Source organism: Micromonospora orduensis (assembly GCF_006228125.1).
Taxonomy (GTDB): domain Bacteria; phylum Actinomycetota; class Actinomycetes; order Mycobacteriales; family Micromonosporaceae; genus Micromonospora; species Micromonospora orduensis.
In genome coordinates this window covers 1-19,063 of record NZ_VDFY01000104.1, presented here as the reverse complement: position 1 = coordinate 19,063, position 19,063 = coordinate 1, and the positions used below count along the sequence as shown (strand labels likewise).

The window sequence follows — 19,063 nt, the reverse complement described above, 5'->3', positions numbered from 1 at the left end:
CCCGCTCAGTGGCGGTAGCGGAGGTCTGCAGCGCGCCTCGGCAGCGCGCGCCTGGTCAGAACTTGGGCTCGACCGATGAGGGCAGCATGTCGGCCCACTTGCGTAGTACGTCGACGGCCTGGTCCCGGAGGGCTCCGTCGGCAACCTCTTCGCGCAGCGACCGGCGGTCGGCCGGCAGGGCGACCTCGCGGTAGAACTGAAGGTCTTCGAAGCCGTAGGTGGCTACGTCGTGGCTGCTGGCTCCGAAGATCAGGCGGGGGATGCGTGCCCAGTAGCAGGCCATGAGGCACATCGGGCAGGGCTCGCTACTGGCGTACATGATTCCGTCTTCGAACAGGTGCCGCCCTAGGTTCCTGCCGGCGTGGCGCAGGGCCATGACCTCGGCGTGTGCGGTCGGGTCCCGCAGCTCGACAACGCTGCTGGTGCCTTCACCGACGATCTCTCCTGAGATGACGACGATGGCACCGAACGGGGTCTTTCCCTCGTCCTCCAGCGCGTGCCGTGAAATTTCGATGGCCCTCGCGAGGAACCGCTCATCTTGGGCGTTCAGGTGTGAGGTCATGGTCTTCCTCCTTGCCGCCCTGAGGTCTTGCCGCCATTGGATCTGCGCTTGGGCCAGGGCTTGAGTGGGGTGACGAATCGGAGTTCGGTTCGGTCGGCCGGGTATTCGGCGTCGGAGACTTCGACGACTTTCTCGTTGGCGTCGAGGGAGATGCGTCGGCAGAGGATGAGGGGAACGCCGTCGGGCAGGCCCCACAGTTGGGCCTCGGCGGTGGTGGGCATCCGGGCCGTTACTTCGTCAATGATGGTCATGATCTCGGCGCCCACCGTCGAAAGTTGGTGTTGGGTTCCTCCCGGCCACGGCTCGTTGGCCTCATCGAGGAGTGCAGGGTTTGAGCTGACAAGCGCAACCGGCATGTAGGAGACGCTCGACGAAAGGAGCAAGCCGGTACCCCTGTCGGTCGAGTCGTAGCGCCGCCGCAGCACCAGGTCTGTGGGCTCGATCCGGAACAGGTCGGCCAGGTCGGCTCCCGCCTCTACCTGGTCGTATCGGGAGCGGAACTCCTGCTCGCTGATCTGCATGTTGAGGTTGGTCTCGGCCTCGCCGACGACGGCGCGTTCGGCCTCGGGGCGGACGGCGAGATCCTTTTCGACCTGGTGGCGTTCCGACGAGCGGATCACCTTCCGGGGCGGAACGCGGACCACAGGTGCCTTGCCGCGTCCGCTGCTGATAAGGCCCTGGGCCTTGAGCAGGGCGATCGCCGCGCGGGCGGACCCGACAGAGAAGGACCGGGTCAAGGCGGCCCTGTCGATCCTGCTGTCCCAGGGCCGGGCGGTCGGCGTGCATGTGGTGGCGGCGATCCAGGACCCCCGCAAGGAGGTCCTGCCGTTCCGGGACCTGTTCCCGACCCGGATCGGGCTGCGGCTGGCCGAGGCCGCGCAGGTGGACCTGGTGCTGGGTGACGGGATGCGAGATCGGGGTGCGCTGTGTGACCGCATCCCGCAGTCCCTGCCGGGTGTCGGGTTCGTGGTCATCGACGGTGACCCGACCCCGATGCGGGTCCGGTTCTCGTACCTGAGCGATGACGAGATTCGCGAGATGGCCCAGACGTACGGGCGGTTGCGCGTGATCGACGGCGAGGTTTTGGACGGTGTCGCATGAACCCCAACCCGAACCGTGGCGAGCGTGTGGAGGGCCTGGTCCTGGTCGTGATCCTGCTTCTGGTTGCCGGCTTCGCCGGGGCTGCCTCTTTCACCCACGTCAAGGAGTGGACCCTCGACAACTCACCGGCGGGCACCGGGGCGTGGTTCGGCTGGGCCAACGCCGTCATCTCCGAACTCGTCCCCGTCGCCGCCCTGCTGACCATCCGCCGACGACGCCGCACGGGCGGCCCGATCGGCTACCCCATGTTCCTGCTCGTCGCCGCCGTCGTTCTCTCCCTCGCGGCGCAGCTCGCCGTCGCCAAGCCCAGCCTGTCCGGCTGGCTCCTCTCGGCCGTGCCCGCACTGGCGTTCATGGGCCTGTCCAAGCTCATCCTCGGCACCACCCCGGCCCCCGCCGACGAACCCGATACCGGCCCGGCTACGCCGGTCGTCACCCCGACGGCCCCACCGTCTGAGCCGCCCGCGCCTTCGGTCGAACCGACGCCAGCCGCTGCCGCGCCGGAACCGGTCGCCCTCGTCCCGGTCGAGCCCACCCGCCCGGCCCCGGTCGCCCCGGTGCCGACGACCGCGTTCATCCGCCGTAACGGCACCCCGCTCAGCCGGGAGGTGAGCCGATGACTGTTACTTCCGCGCTGCCCGGCCTCGCCCCCGCTCCGGTGGAGCCGAGGCCGGGCTCCCGGGCCGCCCGCATGTTGATGCCCCGCTCCGTCGACGTGGTCAAAGATCTGGCCGCCGACTACGGCGTCTGCACCCGCCCCGTCTCCCTGCGCCGCACCGACCTGGACTCCGGGCAGACGGAGATGATCGACCTGCCGTGCGGGGCCACCCAGGAGGCCAAGTGCCCGGCCTGCGCCAAGCGCGCCCGGCGGCTGCGGCAGCAGCAGATCCGCGAGGGCTGGCACCGCGACGACGAACCCGACCCCGGCCCGCAACCCGCCACCGAGGCGCAGCGGGCGCTGATCGTGGCTCGGGCGCATCTCGAGTTCGCCCGGGATGAAGCCGCCCGCGCCTCGCAGTGGGATCAGGTCGCGGACCTGGACGAAGCGATCGGAGAGCTGGAAGCCGAGATCACCACCGAAGGACTCCGGGGTCGGCCGGCACCACCGCACGCCAGCGAGGACCAGGAGGACGGCGACGGGAAGCGGCGGGCGCGGTCGACCAAGCGGCGGCAGGACGCCCCCGACCTCCCCCGGCTGCCGGTGGAGAACCGCACGATCGGGCGGACGTTCGAGGGTCACGGCGGGCAGGTGTTCCGGCCGTCGATGTTCCTCACCCTCACCCTCGGCTCCTACGGCCGCGTGCACTCCGACGGCACCCCCGTCGACCCGGACGCCTACGACTACCGGCGGGCTGCCTGGGATGCCGTGCACTTCCCCCGCCTGCTGGACCGGTTCTGGCAAAACCTCAGGCGGGCGGTCGGCTGGAACGTCCAATACGCCGGGGCGGTCGAGCCGCAGCGCCGGCTTGCCCCTCACGCGCACTTCGCCATGCGCGGCACCATCCCCCGGGCGCTGGTCCGGCAGGTCGCGGCCGCGACCTATCACCAGGTCTGGTGGCCGCCCGTCGACGAGCTGGTCTACGAACCCGGGCGGGCGCCGCAATGGGACGCGGCCGCCGGCGGCTACACCGACCCGGAAACGGGCGAGCTGCTGCCGTCGTGGGATGACGCCCTGGACCTGGTCGACGCCGACCCCGACGCCGAACCCGTGCACGTCGTCCGCTTCGGCAGCCAGGTCGACGCCAAGGGCGTGCTCGCCGGCACCAAGGACGCTGATCGGTGCGTCGGCTACATCACCAAGTACCTCATCAAGCAAGCTGCCGACTGCCACGACGTGACCACCGCCCGGCAGCGCGCCCACCTCGAACGGCTCTGGCAAGAGCTGCGGCACACGCCCTGCTCGGAGCGGTGCGCCAACTGGCTGCTCTACGGCATCCAACCCAAGAACGCCCGGCCCGGGCTGCGGCCGGGCAACTGCAAGAACAAGGTCCACAAGCGGGAAACCCTCGGCATCGGCGGCCGGCGCGTCCTCATCTCCCGACAGTGGTCGGGCAAGACCTTGGCCGACCACAGGGCCGACCGCCGCGAGTGGGTCAAGGCCCTGCTCGGCGTCACCACCGACGCAGCCACCGCCCCGGCTGGGGGCGAGCAGCGGCACGCCTGGGAACTGGCCCGGCCCACCGACCCGGACGTGCCGCCGATCGGGCACCGGGTCCTGCGGGCGATATCCGAACGCATCCAGTGGCGCGCTCAACTCGATGCCGCCAGACGCGATCGGACATCACTCAACGTTTCGGCAACTGGCCACACGACTACCGAGAGCGGGGAGGTATGACGACAGTGGATGAGGTGCTGACGGTGGAGGAAGCCGCGGCGCGGATGAGGATGAGCGTCCGCTACGTGCGCCGGCTGGTTGCGCAGCGCCGCATCGCCTTTCACAAGGTCGGCCGCAGCGTGCGCTTGAAGGCCTCGGATGTCGACGCTCATGTCGACGCCGGCCGGGTGGAAGCCCTCACAGTCTCTGAGGTGTGGACCGGCATGCGGAGCGTGGCCTGATGGCGGCACGGCGGCGGTTCGGCAGTATCCGCAAGCGCGAGTCGGGGCGCTATCAGGTGCGCTATCCCGGACCGGATGGGCGCCAGCGGACCGCGACGGACACTTTCGCCCGCAAGTCGGATGCCGACCGGTACCTGTCGATGGTCGAGGCGCAGATGATGCGCGGCGAGTGGATCGACCCTGAGCGGGCGCGAATCAGGCTTGGTGACTACGCGGAGCGGTGGATTGCCCAGCGGCCGGGACTGCGCCCTCGGACGGTGGGGCTCTACCGGTGGCTGCTCGGCAAGCACATCGTGCCCTACCTGGGCGGGGTGGAGCTGAGCCGGCTGGATACGCCGATGATCCGCGAGTGGCGGGCAACACTGCTCGGCAACGGTGTCTCGGAGACCATGGCGGCCAAGGCGTACCGACTGCTGCGGGCGGTGCTGATGACGGCGGTCAACGAAGACGAGCTGCTGCGCAAGAACCCGTGCCGGATCCCGGGCGCGGATCAGGAGAAGCCGGCGGAGCGGCCGGTGTTGACGCTGGCCCAGGTACTCAAGCTCGCGGATTTGATGGATGAGCGGTATCGCGCCCTGGTCCTGGTGACCACCTTCGCGTGTCTGCGGTGGGGTGAGGTGTCGGCGCTGCAACGGCAGGATGTCGACGCGGACGCCGGGGTGATCCGCGTTCGGCAGACGTTCACGGAGGTGCGCGGCGTCGGCCTGGCCCTCGGTCCGCCGAAGTCGCGTGCTGGCCTGCGTGGCGTCTCAGTGCCAGCGGCGATCCTGCCGACGCTGCGGGCTCACCTGGCGGCGTTCGTCGAGGACAAGCCGGACGCGTTGGTCTTCACAACGCCCTCCGGACGACCGATCTGGCGCGGCAACCTCAACAAGGTCATCGCCTGGTCGGCGGCGGTCGGCAAGCTCGGCGTACCCGGTCTGCACTTCCACGATCTTCGGCACACCGGTAACACGATCGCTGCGCGGACCGGCGCGAGCACCCGGGACCTGATGGCGCGGATGGGCCACGACTCGGCCCAGGCCGCCATGATCTACCAGCACGCCACCTCGCAGGCGGATCGGGCCATCGCCCAGGCGGTGAGCGACGCCGTGAAATCCGAACGCAAGAAGGCCAACAAGCCGGCGGCCGGCGCATCGGGCAAGCCCAAGGGCAAGGTGAGGAAGCGTGGCTAGTGGCCCGTGGATGGCCCGTCCAGCGCTCGGGGGTGGCGGAACGTCGAAGGCCCCGGCTCGGACTTGCGTCCTGACCAGGGCCTTCGGATCGGAGCGGGTGACGGGAATCGAACCCGCACTGTCAGCTTGGGAAGCTGATGTTCTGCCATTGAACTACACCCGCAAGCGGCACCACTGTACCCGAGTGGTCGAGCCGGTGCACCCAGGTACCCCCGCGAGCGCCGCCACCCCCACGCACCCAGAAAGAAGTTTCCGGACGGCAACATATGGCCGTTCTCAAATGCGTCGATGGGTTGTAACGTCTGCCACACGTTGCCAGCCACGGCGTGACACACCCCCTGCCACGCCGCCAGAAAGAGGTGGGCCCATGGGACCCCGTCCCAACCTGCTGACCCGGCGTGCCGCCGGTGTCGCGTCGACGACCCTCGCGCTGCTGCTCAGCACCGCCGCGGTGGGCGTCGTTCCGGCTGCTTCGGCCTTCTCCGCGGCGCCGGGCGGCGCCTGCGCGGAGCCGGCCGACAGTCACTCCGACGCCCGGATGAAGCCCGGTGCGGCGGCGAAGCACGACCCGAACGAGTTGACCGCGAAGCAGGTCCGCGAGCGGGACGCGGACCTGGCGGCGGCGTTGCGCGAGCGGGCCAACTACCGGGCCGGCGCCGGCGCGACGACGCTGGCCACCGTCACCATCCCGGTGGTGGTGCACGTGATCCAGGAGAACAGCACCCGGGCCGGCGGCAACATCCCCGACTCGATGATCACCTCGCAGATCAGCGTGCTGAACCAGGCCTACGCCGGGTCGACAGGCGGTGCGGCAACCGCCTTCGCCTTCCGACTCGACAAGATCAACCGGGTGACGAACCCGTCGTGGTACCCGATCGTGCAGGGCTCGTCGGCGGAGCGGTCGATGAAGTCCTCACTGCGGGTGGGCGGCAAGAACACCCTCAACATCTACCTCGGTGAGCTGAGCAACGACCTGCTGGGCTGGGCAACCTTCCCGCAGCGGAACCTGAGCAGCATGGACGGCGTGGTCGCGCTCAACGAGTCGCTGCCGGGCGGCACCGCCACCAACTACAACCAGGGCGACACCGGCACCCACGAGGTGGGCCACTGGCTGAACCTCTACCACACCTTCCAGGGCGGCTGCGGCGGCTCGGGTGACGGCGTCAGCGACACCCCGGCCGAGGCTTCTCCGGCGTACCAGTGCCCGACCGGGCGGGACACCTGCTCGGCGACCGGACTGGACCCGATCACCAACTTCATGGACTACACCTACGACTCGTGCATGTACCAGTTCACCCCGGGACAGGCGAGCCGCATGATCACCGCGTGGAACGCCTACCGCGCCGCGTAGCTTCTCCGCGTACACCCGGTGCCGGCTCCGTCACGACGGAGCCGGCACCGGCGTCTTTCGGGCCGTGGTCAGGCGGCCGTGCACTGCACGTCGCGGCTGCGACGGGTCGAGCGCGTCGGCGGTACGGCGACCGGCGCGGACGCCACCGGCGGAGCGTGCGGGTCGAGCCAGACCTGCACGGCCGGCCGGCCCGGCGTGAAACCCGGAATGCCCGCTACGGGCTGCTCGCGGCGGGTCAGCATCGCCACGTCGACGGTGAACTCGAACAGCCGCCAGTCGACGTGCGGCTCGGCCCGGGCGCCCTGGGCCAACCGGGCCAGCTGGGCCGGGTCGGTCACCGGCCGGGCGTGACCCGCCACGTACGCCTCGTCGTCGCTCTCCTCCGGCGGGAACGAGTGCAGCGCGTAACGGCCGTCCCGTTCGAGGTCGCGGCGCTTCGGGGAGTCGATGACGAAGCAGAACAGGCCCTCGTCGGTGATGACCGGGGAGACCGGATGGACCCGGGGCCCGCCGTCGGCGCGGACCGTGGCCAGGTAGCCGAAGCCCGGCCCGTACTGCTGGAGGAGAACGCGGATCCCGTCGGCGAGTCGGGGCTCGTCGGCGGCGAATTCGGACCAGGAAGCCATGTGGGCATTCTATCGAACAAATGTACGACCAGCGACCTCGACGCGCTGGTCACCGGCACCGAATTCCGCCAGTACGCAAGGCGCTATGGTAGTCCGATGCTGCTCTCCGACCGCGACCTGGTCTCCGAGATCAAGGCCGGCGCGCTGGGCCTGGAGCCCTTCGAGCCCATGCTGGTCCAACCCTCCAGCATCGACGTACGACTCGACCGGCTGTTCCGGGTCTTCAACAACCACCTCTACACCCACATCGACCCGGCGATGCAGCAGGACGACCTGACCTCGGTGGTCGAGGTGCCCGACGGCGAGCCGTTCGTGCTGCACCCGGGAGAGTTCGTGCTCGCCTCGACGCTTGAGGTGATCTCGCTCGGCGACCAGCTCGCCGGCCGGCTGGAGGGCAAGTCGAGTCTGGGCCGCCTCGGCCTGCTCACCCACTCCACCGCCGGCTTCATCGACCCGGGCTTCTCCGGGCACGTGACGCTGGAGCTGTCCAACGTGGCGAACCTGCCGATCACGCTCTGGCCGGGCATGAAGATCGGCCAGCTGTGCATCTTCCGGCTCTCCTCGCCGGCCGAGCACCCGTACGGCTCGGCGGTGTACGGCTCGCGCTACCAGGGCCAGCGGGGGCCGACGCCCAGCCGGGCCTGGCAGCACTGGCGCACCTGGCCGACCCGCTGAGGCAGGGACGACGAGGGCCCGCCGCGAACGGATCGCGACGGGCCCTTCGGTCACCTCTGATCAGCCTGGGCGGCCGTAGCTGTGGATCGGGCCGTCGTCGACCTTCTTCATCTTGACCGGCTGACCGGCCTGGGAGGCGTGCACCACCCAGCCGTTGCCGACGTACATGCCGACGTGGTGAATGTCGCTGTAGTAGAAGACCAGGTCACCGGGGCGCAGGTCGGCCCGACTGACGTCCTTCGTGACCCGGCTCTGCGCGGCGGCGTTGTGCGGCAGGCTCACGCCGGCCTTGGCCCACGCGGCCAGCATCAGCCCGGAGCAGTCGTACGAGTTCGGGCCCTCGGCGCCCCACACGTAGGGCTTGCCGATCTGCGCGCAGGCGAACTTCACGGCCGTGCCGGCAGCGCCACCCGGGTAGCTCGCCGGGCAGGGCGCGGGACGCAGCGGACCGCCGCCTCCGTTGCCGTACACCTTGAGGCGCAGCTTCTGAAGGCGGTCGATCTCCTCGTTGATCTGCTTCTTCTTCGCCGCCAGCTGGGCCTCGGTGCGGGTCAGCTGGGCCACCATCTCGTCCAGCGGGGCCTTCTTCGCGGCCAGCTCGTCGCGCAGGTCGGCCACCTCGCGTACGTCCTGCTGCTGGTTGTGCGCGAAGCGGTCGAGCATCTCGAGCTGCCCGACGACCTCGCTCGGCGAACGGCTGCCCAGGACCGCGTTGACTGTGGAGACGTTCTCCCCCTTGTACGCGCGCACGGCCAGGGCGCTGACCTTGTCCATCGCGGCGTCGACCTGACGCTCCAGCGGGGCGATCTGGGCGGCCAGCGCATCGGCCTGCTTGCGCTTGGCGACGAGATCGGTCCGGGTGGCGTTGTGCCGTTCGATGATCGGTTCGAGTTTGTTCCAGTCGGCGTCGATCTGGCGTTCGATCTCGGCGACGGACGGGTCGGCGTGGGCCGCGGTGGCGCTGCCGGTGAGGACGACGGCGACGCCGACAAGTGCGGCGAGAGCGGTGGTGAAGCGGGACCAGCGTGGGCGCGGCACGATCGACGACGGACCGGCTGCTGCCAGCCGCTCGGACGACGGCCGCGGGGCATGGAGTGCCACCGGGGTTCCGTTCTCCTTCTTCCTGACCCGCCTACCGGGTTAGCTGACGGGTTCGGGCGGGAAGTCGGCGCCCTACCGCAGTGGCTGCGGATTCACCCCGGGGGACCTGGGTCCCCGGTTCGCTCGGAAGCGACTCGGCGGTGTCGGTCCGTTACCGCCCGGGCTGGGCGGACCTGCTGTCGGGCCGACAAATGACCAGAGTAGAGACGCCCGTTACCGATCCGCAACCCGTGCGGCCGTGACACTCCGTACCGACTGGAGAGAGTCACGGCGCGTACGCGAAGATTTCTTTCCGATCGCGTCGATACATGGAAAGGTATTGACGCGGACTCCCGAGCGGCGCGAAGGTGACCTCACCTTCATCCGCGTAAATCTAGGGGGTTCGATGCACCGTCCAACCCTGTCCGCAGGCCGGCTCGCCCTGCTCACCGCCGCCGTGGTCGCCGCCTCGACCGCGATACCGCCACCCGCCGGCGCCGCGCCCGCCCCCGACCGCCAGCAGCAGTACGCCGCCGCGGCGACGGAGTACGGCGTGCCGACCACCGTGCTGCTCGGTGTCTCCTACCTCGAGTCCCGCTGGGACAGCAACGCTGGCACACCGAGCACCAGCGGCGGCTACGGCCCGATGCACCTGACCGACGCCCGCCACGTGGCCGCCCTGCCCGGACGCGGCCACCACGACACCGGCACCGAGGACCCGCGCGGCGACGACTCGCGCCCCGCGCGGGCACCCGCGCCGGCGCTGGCCGAGGACCCCGCACCGCCCACCGCCGCGTTGCAGACCGTGGACGCCGCCGCCGCGCTGACCGGCATGACACCCGAGTCGCTGCGTACCGACGCGAACGCCAACATCCGTGGCGGGGCGGCGCTGCTGGCGTCGTACCAGCGGGAGTTGGGTGCCCCGGTCGGAGCCGGCACCGACCCGGCCGCCTGGTACGGCGCGGTGGCCCGTTACGCCGGCGCGGACAGCGCCGACGCCGCGGCGGCCTTCGCCGACGAGGTCTTCACCACGATCGGCGCCGGGGAGTCCCGGGTGACCGACGACGGCCAGCGGATCACGCTGCCGGCCAGCGCGGTACGGCCGGAGCGTTCCTGGCTGGACCGGCTGGGCCTGCGTCGCCTGGCCCGCCCGGACGGGCTGGAGTGCCCCCGCACCATCTCCTGCGAGTGGATCCCGGCGCCCTACCAGGCGTTCGGCGACGGCGACTACGGCAACCACGACCTCTCCGACCGGCCCGCCCGGCAGAAGATCGAGTACATCGTCATCCACGACACCGAGGCGAGCTGGGCGACCACCCTGAAACTCGTCCAGGACCCGACGTACGTGAGCTGGCACTACTCGCTGCGCTCGGTGGACGGGCACATCGCGCAGCACGTGAAGACCAAGGACGTCGGCTGGCACGCCGGAAACTGGTACGTCAACGCCAAGTCGATCGGGCTGGAGCACGAGGGCTTCGCCGCGCAGGGCACCTGGTACACCGAGGCGATGTACCGGACCTCGGCGAAGCTCGTCCGGCACCTCGCGCTGCGACTCGGCATCCCACTGGACCGCCAGCACATCATCGGCCACGACAACGTGCCCGGCACCGTCGCGTCGACCGTGCGCGGGATGCACTGGGACCCGGGGCCGTACTGGGACTGGACGCACTACTTCGACCTGCTGCACGCCCCGCGACTGGACACCGGCACCCCGGCCACCGGGCTGGTCCGGATCGACCCGGACTACGCCACCAACCAGCCGGCGTTCACCGGATGCGTCACCCCGGGCGTGCCGTGCACACCGCGCGGCTCCTCGTCGGTGGTGCTGCGCACCGCGCCGTCCGCGGACGCGCCGCTGGTCAACGACGTCGCGCTGCGCCCCGACGGCACCCCTAACACCATGGAGGTGTCCGACCACGGCGCCCGGGCCTCCGCCGGCCAGACGTACGCGCTCGCCGGCCGGCAGGGTGACTGGACGGCCATCTGGTACCTCGGGCAACGGGCCTGGTTCCACAACCCGGCGTCCGCGCCGACCGCCAGCTGGACCGTCGGCGTGGTGGCCGTCCCGAAGCCCGGCCGGGCCACCATCCCGGTGTACGGGCGGGCGTACCCGGAGCAGGCCGCCTACCCCGAGGGCGTGCCCTACCAGACCATCTCTCCGTTGCAGTACACCCTGGCCGCCGGGCAGCGGTACGCCGTCGGTGCGGTGCTGGCCGGCGAGTACTACCGGGCCACCACGTTCGACGGGTCATCGCCCGGCGACTGGACGGTGATCCGCGGCGAGAACCGGTACGCGCAGATCCAGTTCGGCCACCGCATCATGTACGTCAACCTGGACGACGTGCAGCTCCTGCCGTCGCCGGTGGGCGCGCCCCGCTGAGAAACCACGACGGCCCCCGGTCGGTGACCGGGGGCCGTCGTCGTGCCTGAGCGGATCAGCCGGGTCTGCGGAACCCGGCGACCGGCATCGTGTTGATGCTGGACACCTGCACCGGTTTACCGGCACGTGGCGCGTGCACCATCTGGCCATTGCCCAAATACAGCCCGACATGGCTCAGGCCGGAGAAGAAGAAGACCAGATCACCGGGGCGGGCGTCGGCTCGCGAGACGGCCTTGCCCTCGTTCCACTGGTCACCCGTGTGGTGGGTGAGGTAGATCCCGGCCGACTTGTAGGCGTACTGGGTCAGACCCGAGCAGTCGAACGAGTTCGGGCCGGTGGCACCCCAGACGTACGGATCGCCGACCTGCTGGCAGGCGGTCTTGATCGCCTTCTGGGCGGCCGCGTTGACCACGCCGTTGATGGTCGGGCAACCGGGGGTCTTGACCGTGGTCTTCGGCAGGGACGCCTCGAGCTTCTTGATCTCGACGTCGATCTGCTTCTTCTTGGCGGCCAACTCGTTCTGCTGCCTGGTCTGGGTGGTGATCAGCGTGTCCAGCTTCTGCTTCTCGCCGTCGTACTTGGCCCGCACAGCCAGCACACCCTCGACCTCCTTGCGCTCCTGCGCGGCGAGCCGGTCGAGAACGGTGAGCTGCTCGGTGAGGGTGTCCGGCTTGGCGGCGACCAGCAGGGCGCCGATGTCGTGCGACGGACCCGAGATGTAGTAGCGGGAGGCGAGGTCACCGACCCGGTTGAGGGCCAGCTCGCTCTGCAGCGCCAGGGGCTCGATCTTCTTCTGGAGGTCGGCCGACTTCTTGCGGTTGACCTGCAGCTGTGCCCGCACCTTGTTGTACTGCTCGATAGTGGGCTCCAACTGCTCCCACTGCTTGTCGATCTGGGCCTCGATCTCGTCGACCGTGGGCTCGGCCTGTGCCGGCGCGGCGAGCACACCGGCACCGACGGCCGCCGCGGCGACCAGGACGAGCAGACGGTGGGCGACCCGGCGCAGACCGCCCGGCCGCGCGGACAGTCCCGGGGCGTGACGATGAGGGGGCATGGTTGCCACCGGCATCGACTCCTTTGCAACCGACCGCCGGGCGCCTCGCGTGAGGGAAGGGCCGAGGCAGACGACCCACAGCGGTCGGTGCCCCACATTAGGGAAGCGTCGCACCGGAATCAAGGCGAACCCGGTCACGGTGACTGTCGCGCAACCGCTTGCACACCAAGGGTATTGGTTCATCAGCCAACGATTGCGGTCAATACGTCATCGAGCGTCACCACACCGAGCGGACGCCGGCCGTCGCTGACCAGCACCATGTGCCGCCGTTCGCGGCGCATCGCGAGCAGCAGATCCGCCAACGTACGCTCCGGCGGGACCACCGCCAACGGCCGGTACACCTGAGCCGGCACCGGTGCCCGACGACTCTGCCCGGCATAGCCGAGCACATCCTTGACGTGCACGAAACCGAGCACCCGCCGGGTCGACCGCTGCACGACAGGAAAACGGGACCGACCGGTCCGGGTCGCCAACACCTCAAGCGACGCCGGTGAGACGTCCTCGGCCACCGTCACCACAGTCGACCACGGCTGCAACGCGTCCGCCGCGGTCCGCGCGTGCAGGGCCAGCGCCCCCGTGATCCGGGCGTGCTGCTCGGCGTCCAACAGACCCTCGGTACGCGCCTGGGAGACCAGACCAGCCAACTCCTCGGCGGTGAACACCGTCTTCACCGCCTCGGACGCCTCGATCCGCCAGAACGCGAGCACCCGGCGGGCGGCCCACTTCATCGCCAGCAGCAGCGGCTTGGTGGCCACACAGAACGCCAGCATCGCCGGGCCGAGCCACAGCGCGGAGACCTCCGGACCGGCCAGCGTGATGTTCTTCGGCACCATCTCGCCGACGACCGTGTGCAGGAAGACCACCAGGCCCAGCGCCAGCACGAACGCCACCGGGTGCACCGCCCGCTCCGGCAGGCCGGCCGCGTGGAACGGCGGCTCCAGCAGATGCGCCAGCGCCGGCTCGGCGATCGCACCGAGCCCCAGCGAACAGACAGTGATGCCGAGCTGGGCGCCAGCGATCATCAGCGGGATCTGGTTCATCGCCGACAGCGCCCACCGGGCCCGCTTCGAACCGGCGGCCAACGGCTCGATCACCGTACGCCGGGACGCGATGAGCGCGAACTCACTGCCGACGAAGAACCCGTTGCCCAGCAGCAGCACCACCGTCACCAGCAGCTCAGTCATCGTCGTCCGGATCCGCCGGGCGCAGCACCCGGACCTGCTCGATCCGGTGCCGCTCCACCTCCACCACGGTGAACTCCCAACCCTGGGCCTCGACCGTCTCGCCGGCCAGCGGGATGTGCCCGAGCCGGGCCATGAGATACCCGGCCAGCGTCTCGTACGGCCCGTCGGGCAGCTGGAAACCGGTCTGCTCGGCCACCTCGTCGGACCGCAGCACCCCGTCCACCAGCACGGTGCGTTCCCCACCGGGCACCGTCAACCCGACCGGGTCGACGTCGTCCACCGTGGCCGCATCGAACTCGTCGGCGATCTCCCCGACCAGCTCCTCGACCAGGTCCTCGACGGTCACCACGCCGTCCGTGCCGCCGTACTCGTCGACCACGATCGCCAGGTCGGCACCGGCCGACTTCAACGCGGCAAGTACGCCATCCAGGTTGAGGCTCTCCGGCACGTACACCGGCTCGCGGGCGACCGAGCCGACCATGGTCGACGCCCGCGCGGCCAGCGGCACGCCCAGCGCGTCGGGCACACCGGCCACCCCGGTGACCAGGTCCAGGGTCTCCTCGTACACCGGGAAGCGCGTCCGTCCGGTCCGCCGGGACTCCTCCAGCAGCTCGGCCACCGTGGCCGTGGCCCGCAACGCCACCACGTCCACGCGGGGCGTCATCGCCTCGGCCGCCCGCTTGTCACCGAAACGGATCGTGCGACGCAGCAGCATCGCCGTGTCGGTGGGCAGCGCGCCGGCCCGGGCGGAGATCGCCGCCAGGAGGCCCAGTTCCTCCGGCGAGCGGGCGCTTGCCAACTCCTCCTGCGGTTCCACGCCGAGTGCCCGCACCAGCCGGTTCGCCGAGCCGTTCAACCCCCGGATCAGCCAGCCGAACGTGCGGGAGAAGGCATGCATCGGGCCGGCGGTGGCCAGCGCGGCGGGCATCGGCCGGGCCAGCGCCGCGTTCTTCGGCACCAGCTCACCGAAGAGCATGGAGAGCAGGGTGGCAAGCGCCAGCGCCAGGAACGGCGTGAACCGCTCGGCGCCGTCCCCCGCGACCGGGCGCAGCACCGGGGTGAAGATCCGCGCCAGGGCCGGCTCGGCCAGGTAGCCGGTGAGCAGCGCCGTGATGGTGATGCCGAGCTGCGCCCCGGAGAGCTGGAAGGACAGCTCACGCAGTGCGGTGCGTACCGTCAGGGCAGCCTGGTCGCCGGCGGCGGCCCGCCTGTCGATCTCCGCGCGGTCGACCGTGACCAGGGCGAACTCGGCCGCGACGAAAAACGCGTTGCCCGCGGTCAGCGCGACGAAGCCGACCAGGGGCAACAGCGTCGTCCAGAGTAGGCCGTCGATGTCGCCTCACCTCGGCGAGATTCTTGCACGACGACGGCGGCCCGCAGGGGGCCGCCGTCGTCGATGTTCAGATCCCAGGTGTACGCGCCTCAGCCGGCGACCGGCGCGGTCTCCTTGCCGCCCTGCGGCTGCTCCGGCTTGACCGAGCGGAGCAGCACGGTGGCCACGTCGATCACCTCGACCTGCTCACCGGCGCCCTTGCCGTTGACGCCGTCGCTGAGCATCGTCGAGCAGAACGGGCAGCCGACCGCTACCGTCTTCGCGCCGGTGGCCATGGCCTCCTCGACGCGGTCCACGTTGATCCGCTTACCGATCTTCTCTTCCATCCACATCCGGGCGCCGCCGGCACCGCAGCAGAAGGAGCGCTCGCTGTTGCGCGGCATCTCGGCGATCTCGCCGGCGATCGCGTCGCCCAGCACCTCGCGCGGCGCGGCGAAGACCCGGTTGTGCCGACCCAGGTAGCAGGGATCGTGGTAGGTGACCCCTCCGTCGACCGGCTGCACCGGCGTGAGCTTGCCGGTGGAGACCAGGTGGGCCAGCAGCTGGGTGTGGTGGACCACCTCGAACTCGCCGCCGAGCTGGCCGTACTCGTTGCCCAGGGTGTTGAAGCAGTGCGGGCAGGTCGCGACGATCTTGCGCTTGGCCTTCTCCCGGCCCTCGAACGCCTCGTTCAGGGTCTCGACGTTCTGCTGGGCGAGCATCTGGAAGACGAACTCGTTGCCGATCCGCCGCGCCGGGTCACCGGAGCAGGTCTCGCCCTCGCCCAGGATCGCGAACTTCACGCCGGCCTCGTTGAGCAGCGTGGCCACCGCGCGGGTGGTCTTCTTGGCCCGGTCCTCGAACGCGCCGGCGCAGCCGACCCAGAACAGGTACTCGAAGTCGTCCACCTCGCCGACCCGGGGCACCTCGAAGTCCAGGCCCTTGGTCCAGTCCTCGCGGGTGTTCTGCGGAGCGCCCCACGGGTTGCCCTTGTTCTCCAGGTTGCGCAGCATGACGCCGGCCTCGGAGGGGAAGCTCGACTCGATCAGCACCTGGTAGCGGCGCATGTCGACGATGTGGTCGACGTGCTCGATGTCCACCGGGCACTGCTCGACGCAGGCACCGCAGGTCGTGCAGGACCAGAGAACGTCAGGGTCGATGACACCGCCTTCTTCGGCGGTGCCGATCAGCGGCTTGTCACCCTCGGCGAGCGACAGCACGTCCAGGTGGGCGAGCTGCGCCTGGGTGGCCTTCTCCTCACCGGTCAGGTCCTTGCCACCGCCGGCCAGCAGGTACGGCGCCTTGGCGTACGCGTGGTCGCGCAGGCTCAGCACGAGCAGCTTGGGCGACAGGGGCTTGCCACTGTTCCAGGCCGGGCACTGCGACTGGCAGCGACCGCACTCGGTGCAGGTGCTGAAGTCCAGCAGACCCTTCCAGCTGAACTGCTCGACGTGGGCGACGCCGAACTGGTCCTTCTCCGGGTCCGCCTCCTCGAAGTCGAGCGGCTTGCCCTGGCTCGTCATCGGGCGCAGCGCGCCGAGGCCGGAGCCGGCCGGCTTGGCCGGCTCACGCTTGAAGAAGATGTTGGGGAACGCCAGGAACCGGTGCCAGGCGACGCCCATCGTGACGTTCAGGGAGATGACGATGAGCCACGTCATCGAAATGATGATCTTGATGGCTGCGGCGACGCTGACCCCGTCCGCCCAGTCGGGCAGGACCGCACCGACGGCGTGGCTGACCGGGGTGGCCCAGAACGGGAACTCGAAGTGGTCGGTGGCGACCTTGAAGCCCCGGATGACGAACCCGAAGATCAGGACCAGGAGCACGATCCACTCGACGAAGTAGCCCTGCCACATGGTCGAGCCGGTGAACCGGGAGCGTCCGCCCGGCCGGTTCGGCCGGTTGCGCAGCCGGATCGCCATCAGCACCAGGATGCCGACCAGGCCCAGCACACCGATGATCTCGGTGACCAGGCCGAAGATCGTCCAGTGGCCGATGATCGGCAACCCGCCGTCGGTGGTGGCCACCTCGAAGTACGCCTCGAGCACCAGCAGCGACAGCACGATGAACCCGACCATCACGAACCAGTGCGCCGCACCCACCACGCTCCACTTGAGCATCCGGGTGTGGCCGGCGGTCTCCACAAGCATGGTCTTCGTCCGGGCACCCTTGTCGGCGAACCGCTCCGGCGCGGGCTGGCCGAGCCGGATGACGGCCGTCATCTTCAGGACCGCACGCACCGCCAGCCACACCGCCACGGCGGTGATGCCGGCCGCGAGGATCGTGGTGACGATCTGGACGCTGCCCATCGAGTTGGCCTCCCGGTCTGCTGCCTGTCGAGCGGCTCGGCGACCGGGGCCGGATCAGGGCGGAGACGGCGTCACGCCGTTGCCGCACCCGCGACCGGACCGGTCGATGACCTCGCTCCGCTCGGTCATGCAGTGCAGCCTACGCGCAAGGTTACTTAGCAGTAACGTGAGTCATCTCGCACCCGGCCACGCCGCCCTGCGGACACCATAGGGGGCCCCGCCCGGTCCTGCCGGGCAGGGGCACGTGGGGTGACGTGGATCCTCCGGCGACTCGGCACCGGAGCCGACTCAGCGCCAGCGGGAGAGCAGCACCAGCGAGGCGACCATCGCACCGAAGCCCACCGCGAGGTTCCAGTAACCCCACGACATGACCGGGTACTGCTGCTCGGAGAGGTAGTAGACGACAAGCCAGCCGATGCCGGCGACGATCAGGGCGACCGCCGTGACCGGCAACCACACCGGGCTAGGCTTGCGCGACGTCGCCGTCGTCGTCGGACGCACGTCCGTCGGCGGGGTGTACACCTTCTTCTTGCGGACCTGTGACTTGGGCACGACGCTCTCCAGAGGGGGTGACGACCTCGTCCGGCCTGACAACCGGGCGCGGGGGCGACGGTCCATGGCCAATAATGTTCGAGAGCTAGCGTAGTCCGGAACGCCCGCCCGGACCACGAATGGGGTCAGGCCGGTGCACGGAGTGACCGAAAAAGGCGGGACTGTTCGCATCACCGGCCTGGCCGGGGCGGACCCATCCCCGACACGCGGAAGGAACGCTCGGTGGAGTACACATCCGGCGCTGCCTCCTGGCAGAAGGTCCTCCGACGGGCCGGCGCCGGGCTGCTGCCCCGGCGACCTCGCCAACGCCGACCGGGCTGGTCGATCGGGGTGCCCCTGATCGCCGCCGCGGCCGGGCTGCTCTTCACCACCTCCGCCACCACCGCCGACGGCACCGCGCTGCGGGAGGATCGTCGGCCGCAGCTCAACCAGTTCATCGAGGACCGCCGCGAGCAGGTCGCGGGGAGCGAACGCCGGGCCGCCGAGCTGCGCGGCGAGGTCGAGCAACGGACCGACGCGCTCGCCGACTCGGACGGCCCGATCAAGGCCCAGCGGGACCGCGCCGCCGGCAGCCTCCAGGCCGCCGGCTTCACCGCGCTCGCCGGCCCCGGCGTAACTGTCGAGCTGAACGACGCGCCGCAGTCGGACCAGGTCCACCCGGACGCCAGCAACGACGACCTGGTGGTGCACCAGGGTGACGTCCAGGCGGTGGTCAACGCGCTGTGGGCCGGCGGGGCGGAGGCCATGTCAATCATGAACGTCCGCGTGCTCGCGACCAGCGCGGTACGCTGCGTCGGTAACACCCTGCTGCTGCACGGGCGGGTGTACTCCCCACCGTTCAAGATCGTAGCAATCGGCGATCCCGCTGCCCTTCAGCAGGCCCTCGCCGGTTCCGAGGGAGTCCGGTTGTTCAAGGACGCAGTCGACGACTACCAGCTCGGTTACAAGGAGGAGGCCGTCGCCAGGGTGACGGTGCCGGCGTTCGAGGACTCGACCGCCCTGCGTTCGGCTACGGTGCCCAGGTGAGCGGCGCGGACGGGCGACACCGGGACCAGGCGGACGATCCGACGGAGTTCCTGCCGAAGGTCGACCGGCCCGAGCCGGCGGCCCGGCCCGGGCCGGCGAGCAACTGGCCCACCCCGGAGC

General features: G+C 70.2%; 17 protein-coding genes, 1 tRNA gene, 1 pseudogene and 1 riboswitch. Of the genes and pseudogenes, 9 read left to right on the top strand and 10 right to left on the bottom strand.

Annotated features, from left to right (window positions below):
• Positions 1 to 55: 55 nt before the first annotated feature.
• Positions 56 to 562: a nucleoside deaminase gene (locus FHG89_RS06345; protein WP_139583422.1), complete on the bottom strand. Its 507-nt coding sequence runs from the start codon at positions 560 to 562 to the stop codon at positions 56 to 58.
• Positions 559 to 1,182 carry a UTRA domain-containing protein gene (locus FHG89_RS06340; RefSeq protein WP_208760877.1) on the bottom strand — a complete coding sequence of 208 codons (624 nt, stop codon included), beginning with the start codon at positions 1,180 to 1,182 and terminating at the stop codon, positions 559 to 561. The genes FHG89_RS06345 and FHG89_RS06340 overlap by 4 nt, the downstream gene beginning before the upstream one ends.
• 124 nt (positions 1,183 to 1,306) lie before the next feature.
• On the opposite strand from FHG89_RS06340, the pseudogene FHG89_RS33260 reads away from it, so the two are divergent.
• From FHG89_RS33260 to FHG89_RS06315, 5 genes and pseudogenes are all read left to right on the top strand, one after another.
• A pseudogene (locus tag FHG89_RS33260) lies at positions 1,307 to 1,663 on the top strand (FtsK/SpoIIIE domain-containing protein); the annotation flags it as partial.
• The gene (locus FHG89_RS06330; RefSeq protein WP_139583419.1) at positions 1,660 to 2,283 is read left to right on the top strand and encodes a DUF2637 domain-containing protein; all 624 of its coding nucleotides are present in this window, start codon (positions 1,660 to 1,662) and stop codon (positions 2,281 to 2,283) included. The pseudogene FHG89_RS33260 and the gene FHG89_RS06330, both read left to right, overlap by 4 nt.
• Positions 2,280 to 3,998 (top strand): replication initiator, encoded by a 1,719-nt coding sequence (locus tag FHG89_RS06325; protein ID WP_139583418.1) that lies wholly within the window; start codon positions 2,280 to 2,282, stop codon positions 3,996 to 3,998. The genes FHG89_RS06330 and FHG89_RS06325 overlap by 4 nt, the downstream gene beginning before the upstream one ends.
• A gap of 5 nt (positions 3,999 to 4,003) precedes the next feature.
• Positions 4,004 to 4,219 carry an excisionase family DNA-binding protein gene (locus FHG89_RS06320; protein WP_280116052.1) on the top strand — a complete coding sequence of 72 codons (216 nt, stop codon included), beginning with the start codon at positions 4,004 to 4,006 and terminating at the stop codon, positions 4,217 to 4,219.
• A complete protein-coding gene (locus tag FHG89_RS06315; protein WP_139583416.1) occupies positions 4,219 to 5,394 on the top strand; it encodes a tyrosine-type recombinase/integrase in 1,176 nt (391 codons plus the stop codon). Before FHG89_RS06320 ends, FHG89_RS06315 begins: the two co-directional genes overlap by 1 nt.
• 92 nt (positions 5,395 to 5,486) lie before the next feature.
• Here FHG89_RS06315 and FHG89_RS06310 read toward each other — a convergent pair.
• A tRNA-Gly gene (locus FHG89_RS06310) sits at positions 5,487 to 5,557 on the bottom strand.
• A gap of 204 nt (positions 5,558 to 5,761) precedes the next feature.
• On the opposite strand from FHG89_RS06310, the gene FHG89_RS06305 reads away from it, so the two are divergent.
• On the top strand, positions 5,762 to 6,745 hold the full coding sequence (locus FHG89_RS06305; protein WP_139583415.1) for a zinc metalloprotease: 984 nt from the start codon (positions 5,762 to 5,764) through the stop codon (positions 6,743 to 6,745).
• A gap of 68 nt (positions 6,746 to 6,813) precedes the next feature.
• Here FHG89_RS06305 and FHG89_RS06300 read toward each other — a convergent pair whose 3' ends face one another.
• Positions 6,814 to 7,371, bottom strand: a complete 558-nt coding sequence (locus FHG89_RS06300; RefSeq protein WP_139583414.1) for a pyridoxamine 5'-phosphate oxidase family protein — start codon at positions 7,369 to 7,371, stop codon at positions 6,814 to 6,816.
• Between the two features lie 96 nt (positions 7,372 to 7,467).
• Between FHG89_RS06300 and dcd the strand changes: the two genes are divergently transcribed.
• Positions 7,468 to 8,046: a dCTP deaminase gene (gene dcd / locus FHG89_RS06295; protein WP_139583413.1), complete on the top strand. Its 579-nt coding sequence runs from the start codon at positions 7,468 to 7,470 to the stop codon at positions 8,044 to 8,046.
• Positions 8,047 to 8,106: 60 nt separating this feature from the next.
• Here dcd and FHG89_RS06290 read toward each other — a convergent pair whose 3' ends face one another.
• A complete protein-coding gene (locus tag FHG89_RS06290) occupies positions 8,107 to 9,147 on the bottom strand; it encodes a C40 family peptidase (RefSeq protein ID WP_139583412.1) in 1,041 nt (346 codons plus the stop codon).
• A gap of 13 nt (positions 9,148 to 9,160) precedes the next feature.
• Positions 9,161 to 9,297: riboswitch (cyclic di-AMP (ydaO/yuaA leader) on the bottom strand.
• Between the two features lie 235 nt (positions 9,298 to 9,532).
• Here FHG89_RS06290 and FHG89_RS06285 point away from each other — a divergent pair.
• Positions 9,533 to 11,506 (top strand): N-acetylmuramoyl-L-alanine amidase, encoded by a 1,974-nt coding sequence (locus FHG89_RS06285; protein WP_139583411.1) that lies wholly within the window; start codon positions 9,533 to 9,535, stop codon positions 11,504 to 11,506.
• A gap of 55 nt (positions 11,507 to 11,561) precedes the next feature.
• Here FHG89_RS06285 and FHG89_RS06280 read toward each other — a convergent pair whose 3' ends face one another.
• From FHG89_RS06280 to FHG89_RS06260, 5 genes are all read right to left on the bottom strand, one after another.
• Positions 11,562 to 12,575 carry a C40 family peptidase gene (locus tag FHG89_RS06280; RefSeq protein WP_139583410.1) on the bottom strand — a complete coding sequence of 338 codons (1,014 nt, stop codon included), beginning with the start codon at positions 12,573 to 12,575 and terminating at the stop codon, positions 11,562 to 11,564.
• 167 nt (positions 12,576 to 12,742) lie between these two features.
• Complete coding sequence (locus FHG89_RS06275) at positions 12,743 to 13,744, bottom strand: hemolysin family protein (RefSeq protein WP_139583409.1); 1,002 nt, start codon at positions 13,742 to 13,744, stop codon at positions 12,743 to 12,745.
• Entirely contained in the window at positions 13,737 to 15,050 is a 1,314-nt protein-coding gene (locus tag FHG89_RS06270; RefSeq protein WP_139583408.1) for a hemolysin family protein, read from the bottom strand. Before FHG89_RS06270 ends, FHG89_RS06275 begins: the two co-directional genes overlap by 8 nt.
• Positions 15,051 to 15,166: 116 nt before the next feature.
• Complete coding sequence (locus tag FHG89_RS06265; RefSeq protein WP_139583407.1) at positions 15,167 to 17,365, bottom strand: (Fe-S)-binding protein; 2,199 nt, start codon at positions 17,363 to 17,365, stop codon at positions 15,167 to 15,169.
• 288 nt (positions 17,366 to 17,653) lie between these two features.
• The gene (locus tag FHG89_RS06260) at positions 17,654 to 17,917 is read right to left on the bottom strand and encodes a cell division protein CrgA (protein WP_139583406.1); all 264 of its coding nucleotides are present in this window, start codon (positions 17,915 to 17,917) and stop codon (positions 17,654 to 17,656) included.
• Between the two features lie 222 nt (positions 17,918 to 18,139).
• On the opposite strand from FHG89_RS06260, the gene FHG89_RS06255 reads away from it, so the two are divergent.
• On the top strand, positions 18,140 to 18,943 hold the full coding sequence (locus tag FHG89_RS06255) for a DUF881 domain-containing protein (RefSeq protein WP_139583405.1): 804 nt from the start codon (positions 18,140 to 18,142) through the stop codon (positions 18,941 to 18,943).
• The last annotated feature ends 120 nt before the right edge of the window (positions 18,944 to 19,063 follow it).